Below are 13,360 nucleotides of genomic sequence, written 5' to 3' on the forward strand. Positions count from 1 at the left end.
CCATGGGCTTCAATAACCCGGCAATCCCCTGGTGGCAACTGGAACGTGCCCTGTCCCAGGGCATCCGGCCCGAACCCAAAGCCAGGACCTACCCCGCCGATGGTGGCGATGCACCCGGCTTCTCCCGCAAACGAGCCGCGTTCAAAGCTCGCGCGCTCGAGGTGGATCACGGACCGAATGTCCCCTACGCCGAATTGCACGCCCACTCGCACTACAGCTTCCTGGACGGCGCGGCCTCCCCGAGGCACTGATCACCCAGGCGGCCCGGCTGGGGCTTCACGGGATGGCGCTGACCGATCACAACGGTCTGTACGGCGTGGTCCGGTTCGCCGAGGCGGCCGAGGCGTACGCCGCGACCGAGGATGCGATCGACCTGCGGACCTGCTTCGGTGCCGAATTCTCCCTCGGTCTGAGCACACCGCAGAACGGCATCGCCGACCCTGAAGGGGATCATCTGCTGGTCCTGGCCAAAGGCAGCGCGGGGTATCGCACGTTGTCCCGGGCGCTTACCGACGGACACCTGGCCAGCGACGCCGAGAAGGGCCGGCCGGTGCACGACCTCGCCAGCGTTGCGACGGAGGCCGCCGGCGGCTGGGTCGTGCTGACCGGCTGTCGCAAGGGTGCTGTCCGGCGAGCCCTGGATCGCGACGGTGTCGATGCCGCCGCCCGGGAAGTCTCGATCCTGCAGGAGCACTTCGGTGCCGGCAACGTCTTCGTCGAGCTCACCGATCACGGCTCGCCCGCGGACTCGGTGCGCTGCGACCAATTGGCGCGGGTCGCCGTACGCGCTGGGGTCCCAGTCGTGGCGACCAACGCGGTGCACTACGCCACCCCGGACCAGTTCCGGATCGCCACGGCACTGGCCGCAGTGCGCTCCCGGCGCAGCTTGGAGGAGTTGGACGGCTGGCTGCCTGCGCACGGGCAGGCCTATCTCAAGAGCGGCGCGGAGCTGCAGAGCCGGTTTACCCGATTCCCCGGAGCCATCGGACGCACCGTCGAGATCGCCGACGAGTGCGCGTTCCCCTTGCGAGCCGCCAGCCCGCGTCTGCCGAAACAGGATGTGCCGCAGGGACATACCCCGATGTCCTGGCTGCGAGAGCTGACCTGGCGGGGTGCGGCACGGGTCTGGCCGACCCTCACGGCAGAGGCCGAAGCCCGCCTCGAGCGGGAGCTGGACGTGATCGAGCGCAAAGACTTCCCCGGCTACTTCTTGATCGTCAACGACATCGTGCAGTTCGCCCGGCGCAGCGGCATCCTGTGCCAGGGCCGGGGTAGCGCTGCGGCATCGGCGGTCTGTTACGTCCTGGGCATCACCGTGATCGACCCCATCTACTACGGGCTGCCGTTCGAACGATTCCTGTCCGAGTTGCGCGAGGAAGCACCCGACATCGACGTCGACTTCGACTCCCGTCGCCGCGAGGAAGTGATCCAGTACGTCTACCGCCGCTACGGCCGGCGCAACGCCGCCCAGGTCGCCAACGTGGTCACCTATCGCCCCAAGAACGCCGTGCGGGACATGGCAAAAGCGCTGGGGCACAGCCAAGGTCAGCAGGACGCCTATTCTCGCCAGGTCGAGCGGTGGGGTGCAGAAGTCAATAGCACCGACCACGACATCCCCGTCGAGGTGGTCGACCTGGCCACCCAGGTGCTCAGCTTCCCCGCCACCTCGGCATCCACTCCGGCGGCATGGTGCTCACCGACCGCCCGGTCAGTGAGGTGTGTCCTATTGAGCCAGCACGAATGCCGGATCGTACTGTCCTGCAATGGGATAAGGACGACTGTGCCTGGATGGGACTGGTGAAGTTCGATCTGCTCGGCCTGGGAATGCTGGCGGCGGTGCAACACACCTTCGATCTGACCGCCCAGCACCTGGGCGAGACCTGGCGGATCGAGACGCTTCCCAAGGAAGAGCCCGGCGTCTACGACATGTTGTGCCGGGCGGACTCGATCGGGGTATTCCAGGTGGAGAGCCGGGCTCAGATCGGCACATTGCCCCGGCTGAAACCGCGCTGCTTCTACGACCTGGCCGTCGAGATCGGTCTGATCCGGCCCGGCCCGATCCAGGGAGGCGCGGTCCACCCCTACATCCGCCGGCGCACCGGTGAAGAGCCGGTCACCTACGCCCACCCGCTGCTCGAGCCGGTCCTGGAGCGCACTCTCGGCGTACCGCTCTTCCAGGAGCAGTTGATGCAGATGGCGATGGCCGTCGGTGATTGTTCCTCAGCCGACGCCGACCTGCTACGACGCGCGATGGGATCCAAACGCGGAGTCGAGCGGATTGATGCGTTACGGGAAAAGCTTTACGCCGGAATGCGATCCAACGGATTGTCCGAAGAGGTCGCGAACGAGATCTACACCAAGATCGAAGCGTTCGCCAACTTCGGTTTCGCCGAGTCCCATTCGCTCAGCTTCGCGGTCCTGGTCTACGCCAGCTCCTGGCTCAAACTGCACTACCCCGCCGCGTTCCTCGCCGGCCTGCTGCGGGCCCAGCCGATGGGCTTCTATTCGCCGCAGACCCTCACGCACGACGCGCGCCGGCACGGGGTCGAGGTGCTCAGCCCCTGTATCGTGCGCTCCGGGGTGTACGCCGAGCTCGAACTGACCGGCGCACGTCACCCGGGTCGGGAGGAGTGCCTGCACGATGCGGACCCGGGCGCCATGCCACCGTTCGACCCGGACGCACCGGACGACTCGGCCGGCCACCGACGCGATGCGGGGTACGCCGTGCGCCTGGGTCTGGCGGACATCAGCGCCATCGGTGCCGACCTGGCGCAGCGCATCGTGACCGAACGAACCCGCCGCCCGTTCACCGACATGACCGACCTGTCCCGGCGCTGCCACCTGGAAACCGATCAGTTGGAGGCCCTGTCCCTGTCCGGCGCGTTGGAACCGATCGCGGGCACCCGCCGTGAGGCGTTGTGGCAGGCGGGGGCCGCGGCCGGCGTACGCAGCAATCAGTTGCCGATGCAGCAGGCCTACCAACCGCCACTGCTGCCCGAGCTGACCACCGGTGAACTACTGATCCACGACTTGCAAGCGACGGGGATCAGCCCGGTCGACCACCCGATGCGACACGCTCGCGAGGGATTGGTCAAGGACGGCGTCCTGCGGGTCACCGATCTGGCGACCGCTGAGTCTGGTCGGCGCATCCGGGTCGCCGGGGTGGTCACCCACCGGCAGCGACCGGCCACCGCCAGCGGCATCACCTTCCTCAACCTGGAGGACGAGACCGGCCTGGCGAATATCGTTGTCAGCAAGGGAGTTTGGCAGCGTTATCGGCGAACTGCCCGCACTGCGCCGGCCATGGTGATCCGCGGGATCCTCGAACGCACCGCCGAGGGCGTCACCAACGTCGTCGCCGACCGGATCGAAGCGTTGCCGATCACGGTGGTCACCCAGTCGCGCGACTTCCAGTAGCTGCCGTCACGAACGCCTCGAAGAGGCGCAGGTCGGCAGCCTCCTCGGGATGCCACTGCACCCCTACCCGCCACCGGGCGACGGGATCGACCATGGCCTCGACCACCCCGTCGTCGGCTCGCGCGACGATCTCATAGCCGGGCGCCCTGTGCACAGCCTGATGGTGGTAGGTCGGTACGTCGACCCGGGGTCCGAGCAGCTCGTGCAGAACTGAACCCGGCTCGATCTGCACCGGATGGGATCCGAAAACACCTCCGCCGGAGGGATGGTCGACGACGTCGTACTCATCCGGCAGATGCTGGATCAACTCACCGCCGGCCTCGACCGCCATCACCTGGATCCCGCGGCAGATGCCCAGCATCGGTAGGTCCAGACTCCGGGACACCCTCGCCAGCAGCAACTCGCACTCATCACGTTGCGGGTTCGGCTCCTGGGCCGACGGATGCGGGGACTGCCCGTAGCGAGCAGCCGAGACGTCATCCCCGCCGCTGAGCAACAGCCCGTCCAAGCCTTCCAGTACGTCGCGTGCCCAGGTCTCGTCCGCGCCGTGGACGGGCGGGATCAACAGTGGGATCCCTCCCGCCGCAGCCACTTTGGCGACATAGGAGTACGTCAGATAGGCACTGTCCTGGTCCACCCAGGTACCGCGGGAGACGGTGTCGTGGTAGCTGGTCAGGCCGATCAGCGGACGGGTCACCCGTTGATCGTACGAGGCTTGACGAACGGGAAGGCCAAGGTGGCCTTGATCTGCTCGCCGACGATCATCATGATCACCCGGTCCACGCCCAGGCCCAACCCGCCGGTGGGCGGCAGACCGAGCTCCAACGCCCGCAGGAAGTCTTCGTCGACCTCCATCGCTTCCAGGTCTCCTGCCGCCGCGGCCAGCGACTGCTCGGTCAGTCTGCGCCGCTGGTCGATCGGATCGATGAGCTCGCTGTAGGCAGTACCCAGTTCGGCTCCCCAGGCAACCAGATCCCAACGCTCCGAGAGTTTCGGATCGGTGCGGTGCACCCGGGTCAGCGGCGAGGTCTCGACCGGGAAGTCGATATAGAACGTCGGGAAGGTGGTCTGGCCCTCCACGAATTCGTCGTACAGCTCAGCGACCAACTGCCCGGCGGTCATCCGGTCGTCGAATTCGAGACCCTTGTCGCGGCACACCGCCGCGATCTGCTCTCGGGGCGTAGCCGTCGTCAGCTCGACGCCGACTGCTTCGGACACCGCCTGGTACACCGGTTTGACCGGCCACGGCCCCGATAGGTCGATCAGATCGACGGTGCCGTCTTCGCGCTTGCGGGCCGCCACCGGGGATCCGTGGATCGCGACCGCGGCGTTGATGATGACCTCACGGGCCAGTTCACGCATGACGTTGTAGTCGGCGTACGCCTGGTATGCCTCCAGCGAGGTGAACTCCGGGTTGTGGGTGGCATCGACCCCCTCGTTGCGGAAGTTACGACCCAGCTCGAACACCCGCTGCATCCCACCCACCGCTAGTCGCTTCAGGAAGAGCTCGGGCGCGATCCGCAGGTAGAGGTCCATGTCGTAGGCGTTGATGTGCGTCGTGAACGGCCGTGCGTTGGCACCACCGTGGACGGTCTGCAGGATCGGCGTCTCGACCTCATGGAAGTCCTGATCCTGCAGCGTGTTTCGCATCGAACGCACACCGAGGGACCGTTTGCGCAACACCTCCATGGCGGTGGGGTCGGAGAGCAACTCCAAGGTGCGGTTGCGAGCGCGCAGGTCGTCGCTCAGGGTGGTGCCCAACGTCGGGATCGGTGACAGGCACTTGGCCGCCAACTGCCACGACTCCAGCAGCACCGACAGCTCACCGGTGCGCGAGGTCGCGATGCGCCCCGTGACGCTGACCAGGTCGCCCAGGTCGGTGGCCGAGCGCCACGCGCAGCGGGCTTGCTCGGGTGTGCCGTCCCCGGTGACCATCACCTGGATCCGGGCCCCCTCGTCATCGAGTACGGCGAACACCACCCCACCGAAGTCCCGCACCGCCCGGATCCGGCCGGCGATCGAGACCGTGTCATCGGTGATCCGGTCCGGCGGGAGGTCGACGTAGCGCAGGAGCAGGTCCGCGACGCGGTGGGTGCGCGGCACCGACACCGGATAGGGCTGCAAGCCCTCGGTCTCGGAGATCGCCATCTTGTCACGACGGACCCGTTGCTGCTCGTTGAGCACCGGGTCGGGGGCACGGGCGGCCAGGAGCTCTTGTTCCTGGGCCCGGACCTTGAGGGCGAAGTCCGGTTCGGAGCGCTGCTCCTGCTCGGATGCCAGTCGCTGCCCGACCAGGAAGCGGGGGCCGAGGACGGGCACGAAACCTTCAGCGGTGCCCATCGCCAGACCCGCGCGGGCCACGGTCAGGGCGGCGTCGTAGCACAGCAACCGTGGGACCCAGTCCGGTTGGTACTTGTCGTTGCTGCGGTAGAGCGTCTCGAGCTGGAAGAACTTGGATGCATAGCTGAGCGCGGCATCGGTGACCTTGGTAACCGGCCCGGCGCTGACCTGGTCGGCATTGCTGAAGACCTCCCGGAAGACGGCGAAGTTCAGCGAGATGCGCCGGATGCCGTGTTTGGGAGCGGCGTCCACCAGGCACGACACCATGTATTCGTTGAGGCCGTTCTCGGCGCTTCGGTCCCGTCGCATCAGGTCCAGCGACACGCCCCGGCTGCCCCAGGGAACGAAGGACAGGAACCCGCGGATGGTTCCGGTCGTGTCGTGGGCGGTGATGATCAGGCAGCGTCCGTCGGCCGGATCGCCCAGCCGGTTGAGGGCCATGGAGAACCCTCGCTCGGTGTCCTCACCGCGCCATTCCTCGGCCAGTGTGGCGATCAGCGCCAGCTCGTCGGGAGTGAGCTCGCTGTGCCGGCGTACCTGGGTGGTGTATCCCGCACGCTCGACCCGCCGGACCGCTTGCCGCACCGGGCGCATCGCCGGGCCGTTGAGGTTGAAGCGCTGCACCGAGATGATCGCCTCATCTCCGAGCGGGAACGTACGCAGGCCGGCGGCTTTGTAGGTGAGCGTGCCGCGCTCGGAGGAGGACAGCACGGCCGGATAGCGGCCGGTGTCGCGGCATTGCTTGATCCACAGATCGACGGCGTCCGCCCAGGAGTCGTGCCGCCCGATCGGGTCCGCGCTGGCCAGGCTGACGCTGCCCTCGTTGCGGAAGGTCACCGCCGCCAGACCGTCGTGGGAGAACAGCACGCTCTTGTCGCGGCGGGTAGCGAAGTAGCCCAGGGAGTCGTCTTCGCCGTACTCCAGCAGAAGCCGCCGCACCTGCAGCTCCTCGTCGGCGGAGATGGCTTCGGCCTGCCGCCCGGAGCGATAGAAGACCAGCAGAGCCAACAACAGAGCAAGCGCGGACAGTACGCCGGCCAGGCCGTACACCCACGGCAACCCGCTGTGCCCATTGAGGACAGCGGCGTTGGACGGGTTGGAATCGATACCGAACGTCGACCGGGATGACCACACCAACTTCTCGGTCAGGGAGTGCAGGCTGCCGTGGAATTGCAAGGTCAGCAAGAAGGTCACGACGAACGAGAAGAACAGGCCCCCGATCAGGACGCCGATCGCAGCGCCCACGGCGTTCTTGCTCAGGCGGGCCGGGAACTGGCTGCGACAGCTGAGGAGGACGACGAACGCCGCTACGCCCACCACCAGCGAGATGACCGAGGCGACCTCGCCGGTTCGGAAGACGGCATATTCGTGAGCCAGTCCCCGCAACCGCAGATCGTCGATGAACTCGGGCCGGTCCTGGGCGCGCACGACCATCGCTATGGACGCCGCGACGGACAGGGCGGACAAGACGACCAACCAGAGGTACGCCGCGCGAAGCCGTCGCCGCACGCCGCCGGCGAGTACCGCCAGGAAGCCGGCCATGAAGAAGCTGGGCTCAGCGGGAATGTTCAGCAGACCGAGCAGGTCGGCACCGAATTCGGCCAGCACCGAACCGCGCAGCGGGATGGTGATCAGTGACCAGACCGCCGCAATCATCAGAAGTCGGCCGACCCAAATGGCTACTTGCTCACGCCAGTTGCTCCGATCGAGCGGCTGGCGGGACTGGCGGGGTCGTGCACGTGGAGACGGCGGACGCGACGATGCGACCCCGGTGACGGTGCTTGCCATAAGACAACCAGCCTGCCACATAACCCTGCAAATCCGCTCTGCATACTCCGAGCGGGAACCGAAACGACCTCGAAAATGCTTCCAGGGCCACCGGTGGGGTGGCCCTGAAAGGGTTTGCTGAATGGTTGTTCGGCGGTGTCCTACTCTCCCACACCCTGGCGGGTGCAGTACCATCGGCGCTGAAGGGCTTAGCTTCCGGGTTCGGGATGTGTCCGGGCGTTTCCCGCTTCGCTATGACCGCCGTAACGTTGTGAAACAACGTGTTGTTCCACCACTTTTCACTTATTCGTGTTGTTGTGGGGTGTTGTTTCAGATTCGCATAGTGGACGCAAGCAGTTCGTGTGTTCGTGTTCTTGTGGTGGTTTTGGTGCCACCTGCCACACCGGCTAGGGGTGTGGTGTGGTCAAGTTGTTGGCTTATTAGTACCGGTCAGCTCCACACATTGCTGTGCTTCCACGTCCGGCCTATCAACCCAGTCGTCTAGCTGGGAGCCTTCACACCGTGTTGGTGATGGAAACCTGATCTTGGAGCGTGCTTCCCGCTTAGATGCTTTCAGCGGTTATCACTTCCGAACGTAGCTAATCAGCGGTGCCCCTGGCGGGACAACTGACACACCAGAGGTTCGTCCATCCCGGTCCTCTCGTACTAGGGACAGGTCTCCTCAAGTTTCCTACGCGCGCAGCGGATAGGGACCGAACTGTCTCACGACGTTCTAAACCCAGCTCGCGTACCGCTTTAATGGGCGAACAGCCCAACCCTTGGGACCTACTCCAGCCCCAGGATGCGACGAGCCGACATCGAGGTGCCAAACCATGCCGTCGATATGAGCTCTTGGGCAAGATCAGCCTGTTATCCCCGGGGTACCTTTTATCCGTTGAGCGACGGCGCTTCCACAAGCCACCGTCGGGTCACTAGTCCCCACTTTCGTGTCTGCTCGACATGTCTGTCTCACAGTCAAGCTCCCTTGTGCACTTACACTCAACACCTGATTGCCAACCAGGCTGAGGGAACCTTTGGGCGCCTCCGTTACTCTTTGGGAGGCAACCGCCCCAGTTAAACTACCCACCAGGCACTGTCCCTGAACCAGATCATGGTCCGAGGTGAGGAGCCCAGAACGACCAGAGTGGTATTTCAACGTTGACTCCACCACCACTAGCGTGGCGGCTTCATAGTCTCCCACCTATCCTACACAAGCCGTACCGAACACCAATACCAAGCTATAGTAAAGGTCCCGGGGTCTTTCCGTCCTGCTGCGCGTAACGAGCATCTTTACTCGTAGTGCAATTTCGCCGAGTTCGCGGTTGAGACAGTGGAGAAGTCGTTACGCCATTCGTGCAGGTCGGAACTTACCCGACAAGGAATTTCGCTACCTTAGGATGGTTATAGTTACCACCGCCGTTTACTGGGGCTTAAATTCTCAGCTTCACACCCAAAGGATGTTAACCGGTCCTCTTAACCTTCCAGCACCGGGCAGGCGTCAGTCCGTATACATCGAATTACTTCTTCGCACGGACCTGTGTTTTTAGTAAACAGTCGCTTCTCCCTGGTCTCTGCGGCCCTCCCCCTAGCCAGTAAATGGCTTCAGGGTTGGGGCCCCCTTCTCCCGAAGTTACGGGGGCATTTTGCCGAATTCCTTAACCACGATTCACTCGATCGCCTTAGTATTCTCTACCTAACCACCTGAGTCGGTTTAGGGTACGGGCGGCTCGGACCTCGCTAGAAGTTTTTCTAGGCAGCATAGGATCACCCTACTTCCCACATTCGTGGTCACTATCAAGCCTCACCCACATGACCGGCGGATTTGCCTACCGATCGGGCTGCGCTCTTAGACGTGGACAACCATCGCCACGCGGAGGCTACCTTCCTGCGTCACTCCCTTGCTTACCTACTACGAGATCGGGTCCCACGCTCCCCACGATCAGTACCACCCGAAGGTGACACAACGACCATGGTTTGGGTGGTTAGCATCCCTCGCCTCGATATGGGCGGTCCTTCGCCGGTTCCGGAATATCAACCGGATGTCCATCGACTACGCCTGTCGGCCTCGCCTTAGGTCCCGACTTACCCAGGGCAGATGAGCTTGACCCTGGAACCCTTGGTTATTCGGCGGACGGGTTTCTCACCCGTCATTCGCTACTCATGCCTGCATTCTCACTCGTGTCACCTCCACCCCTGGTTCACACCGGGACTTCACTGGTGACACGACGCTCCCCTACCCAACCACACCCCTGAACACCACAGAACAAGTCCGGGTACTAGGGAACATGTGTGATTGCCACAGCTTCGGTGGTGTGCTTGAGCCCCGCTACATTGTCGGCGCGGAATCACTTGACCAGTGAGCTATTACGCACTCTTTAAAGGGTGGCTGCTTCTAAGCCAACCTCCTGGTTGTCACAGCAACTCCACATCCTTTCCCACTTAGCACACGCTTAGGGACCTTAGCTGGTGATCTGGGCTGTTTCCCTCTCGACGACGAAGCTTATCCCCCGCCGTCTCACTGCCACGCTCTCACTTACCGGCATTCGGAGTTTGGCTGACGTCAGTAACCTGGTGAGGCCCATCAGCCATCCAGTAGCTCTACCTCCGGCAAGAAACACGTGACGCTGCACCTAAATGCATTTCGGGGAGAACCAGCTATCACGGAGTTTGATTGGCCTTTCACCCCTACCCACAGCTCATCCCCTCCATTTTCAACTGAAGTGGGTTCGGTCCTCCACACCGTCTTACCGGCGCTTCAACCTGGCCATGGGTAGATCACTCCGCTTCGGGTCTAGACCCAGCGACTCAAACGCCCTCTTCGGACTCGCTTTCGCTACGGCTTCCCCACACGGGTTAACCTCGCCACTGAGCACTAACTCGCAGGCTCATTCTTCAAAAGGCACGCCATCACCCAACCCCCAACGGGGCAGGCCCTGACGGATTGTAAGCACACGGTTTCAGGTACTATTTCACTCCCCTCCCGGGGTACTTTTCACCTTTCCCTCACGGTACTAGTCCGCTATCGGTCACCAGGGAATATTTAGGCTTAGCAGGTGGTCCTGCCAGATTCACACGAGATTCCTCGAGCCCCGTGCTACTTGGGAAAAAACGTTCAGGCAGTCACACATGTTTCGTCTACGGGACCACCACCCTCTACGGTGCACCATTCAAGATGCTTCGACTACACGCGCGATTTATCACTACCCACCAGCATGTCAGTACCGGTACAACGCATCCCACAACCCCCACGCCGCAACCCCTGACAGGTATCACACAACGCAGGTTTAGCCTGATCCGCTTTCGCTCGCCACTACTCACGGAATCACTATTGTTTTCTCTTCCTGCGGGTACTGAGATGTTTCACTTCCCCGCGTTCCCTCCACACACCCTATACATTCAGGTGCAGGTGACTGGACATAACTCCAGCCGGGTTCCCCCATTCGGCAACCCTCGGATCAGCCCGTTTATCGACTCCCCGAGGCTTATCGCAGATTACTACGGCCTTCATCGGTTCCTGGTGCCAAGGCATCCACCGTGCGCCCTTAAAAACTTGACCACCACCCACCAACCAACAGCAGGCAGCAACCAAAATTCACAAAGACACAAAAAACAAGATGCTCGCGTCCACTATGCAATTCTCAAACAACACACACACCACACCACCAACCCCCACCACCAGATGAGGACCAGCACCATGCGTGCCACACCAGAAAAAACACTCACGTGTTCCTTCAGGACCCAACAGTGTGCCGACGCCCCCACACCACACCCACCAACACCACCAACCCTCCACGAACACCACACCACAACGGGCTTGATCTTCAGTACTAGTTGATCGAGTCGGCACTCGCGGTCACGAGGCACCATGATTGATGTTCCACCCTTGAGCAACACCCACCACACGGACCCACCCACCCCACAACGGGTAAGCAGTATCGGTGATGCTGATGTCTTCTCTGCACCCGCCAACACCACACCCCCACCAACCGGTGGAAGCACATGACATGACAGGTGAGCGCTCCTTAGAAAGGAGGTGATCCAGCCGCACCTTCCGGTACGGCTACCTTGTTACGACTTAGTCCCAATCGCCAATCCCACCTTCGACCACTCCCCCGGTAAACCGGTTAGGCCGTGGGCTTCGGGTGTTACCAACTTTCGTGACTTGACGGGCGGTGTGTACAAGGCCCGGGAACGTATTCACCGCAGCAATGCTGATCTGCGATTACTAGCGACTCCGACTTCATGGGGTCGAGTTGCAGACCCCAATCCGAACTGAGACTCGTTTTAAGGGATTCGCTCCACCTCACAGTATCGCAACCCTCTGTACGAGCCATTGTAGCATGCGTGAAGCCCAAGACATAAGGGGCATGATGATTTGACGTCATCCCCACCTTCCTCCGAGTTGACCCCGGCAGTCTCCCATGAGTCCCCACCATCACGTGCTGGCAACATGGAACGAGGGTTGCGCTCGTTGCGGGACTTAACCCAACATCTCACGACACGAGCTGACGACAACCATGCACCACCTGTACACCAGCCAAAAAGGCTCACACATCTCTGCATGATTCCGGTGTATGTCAAGCCTTGGTAAGGTTCTTCGCGTTGCATCGAATTAATCCGCATGCTCCGCCGCTTGTGCGGGCCCCCGTCAATTCCTTTGAGTTTTAGCCTTGCGGCCGTACTCCCCAGGCGGGGCGCTTAATGCGTTAGCTACGGCACGGAACCCGTGGAATGGATCCCACACCTAGCGCCCAACGTTTACGGCATGGACTACCAGGGTATCTAATCCTGTTTGCTCCCCATGCTTTCGCTTCTCAGCGTCAGTAGTGGCCCAGAGACCTGCCTTCGCCATCGGTGTTCCTCCTGATATCTGCGCATTTCACCGCTACACCAGGAATTCCAGTCTCCCCTACCACACTCTAGCCTGCCCGTACCCACTGCAGACCCGGAGTTAAGCCCCGGGCTTTCACAGCAGACGCGACAAACCGCCTACAAGCTCTTTACGCCCAATAATTCCGGACAACGCTCGCACCCTACGTATTACCGCGGCTGCTGGCACGTAGTTAGCCGGTGCTTCTTCTCCACCTACCGTCACCCAAAAAGGCTTCGTCAATGGCGAAAGGAGTTTACAACCCGAAGGCCGTCATCCCCCACGCGGCGTCGCTGCATCAGGCTTGCGCCCATTGTGCAATATTCCCCACTGCTGCCTCCCGTAGGAGTCTGGGCCGTGTCTCAGTCCCAGTGTGGCCGGTCGCCCTCTCAGGCCGGCTATCCGTCAAAGCCTTGGTAAGCCATTACCCCACCAACAAGCTGATAGTCCGCGAGCCCATCCTCCACCACAAAAGCTTTCCACCACACACCATGCGATGCGCAGTCATACCCGGTATTAGACCCCGTTTCCAAGGCTTATCCCAAAGTGAAGGGCAGGTTACTCACGTGTTACTCACCCGTTCGCCACTCATCCACACCAGCAAGCTGGTGCTTCAGCGTTCGACTTGCATGTGTTAAGCACGCCGCCAGCGTTCGTCCTGAGCCAGGATCAAACTCTCCGCAAAAAAATACAGACAATCCAAAACTGGCAATCAATCAACAAAGAGCACCCAACCAAAAGGTCAGGCAACAATTCATAACACTGACAACCAATCAAAAAACAATTGGCATCAATCACTCGACACACTATTGAGTTCTCAAGAAACACGCCGACATGACTAACAGAAACCCTTGGAAGGTTCTTGCTCATCAAGCGGATGTTTTCACCCTCGGCTCTTGGGCGTCAGACCGGCCGACTGGCCGTTCCTCGCGCACTTGGCTCCGAGAGGACCCTCAGCATATCACG

At 62.1% G+C, this 13,360-nt stretch carries 2 protein-coding genes, 3 rRNA genes and 1 pseudogene; 1 reads left to right on the forward strand and 5 read right to left on the reverse strand.

Annotated features, from left to right (window positions below; translation table 11 throughout):
- The first annotated feature begins 2 nt into the window (after nucleotides 1-2).
- Nucleotides 3-3,417: pseudogene (locus ACFQBT_RS14655) on the forward strand (error-prone DNA polymerase).
- Here ACFQBT_RS14655 and ACFQBT_RS14660 read toward each other — a convergent pair.
- From ACFQBT_RS14660 to ACFQBT_RS14680, 5 genes are all read right to left on the reverse strand, one after another.
- Nucleotides 3,392-4,114 (reverse strand): gamma-glutamyl-gamma-aminobutyrate hydrolase family protein, encoded by a 723-nt coding sequence (locus tag ACFQBT_RS14660; protein WP_377823744.1) that lies wholly within the window; start codon nucleotides 4,112-4,114, stop codon nucleotides 3,392-3,394. The pseudogene ACFQBT_RS14655 and the gene ACFQBT_RS14660 sit on opposite strands and share 26 nt — an antisense overlap.
- Nucleotides 4,111-7,566, reverse strand: a complete 3,456-nt coding sequence (gene lysX, locus ACFQBT_RS14665; protein WP_377823746.1) for a bifunctional lysylphosphatidylglycerol synthetase/lysine--tRNA ligase LysX — start codon at nucleotides 7,564-7,566, stop codon at nucleotides 4,111-4,113. Before lysX ends, ACFQBT_RS14660 begins: the two co-directional genes overlap by 4 nt.
- A gap of 106 nt (nucleotides 7,567-7,672) precedes the next feature.
- Nucleotides 7,673-7,790 (reverse strand): 5S ribosomal RNA (rrf, locus tag ACFQBT_RS14670).
- Between the two features lie 154 nt (nucleotides 7,791-7,944).
- A 23S ribosomal RNA gene (locus ACFQBT_RS14675) occupies nucleotides 7,945-11,080 on the reverse strand.
- A gap of 470 nt (nucleotides 11,081-11,550) precedes the next feature.
- Nucleotides 11,551-13,079: ribosomal RNA gene (locus ACFQBT_RS14680) — 16S ribosomal RNA — on the reverse strand.
- Together the 16S, 23S and 5S rRNA genes form the textbook arrangement of a ribosomal RNA operon.
- Between the last annotated feature and the right edge of the window lie 281 nt (nucleotides 13,080-13,360).

The organism is Branchiibius cervicis, from assembly GCF_042661605.1.
Classification (GTDB): domain Bacteria; phylum Actinomycetota; class Actinomycetes; order Actinomycetales; family Dermatophilaceae; genus Branchiibius; species Branchiibius cervicis.

What these genes read in the sequence shown, in the direction of transcription:
- lysX (WP_377823746.1), bottom strand. Translation starts at nt 7,566, where the DNA reads ATGTGGCAGGCTGGTTGTCTTATGGCAAGCACCGTCACCGGGGTCGCA.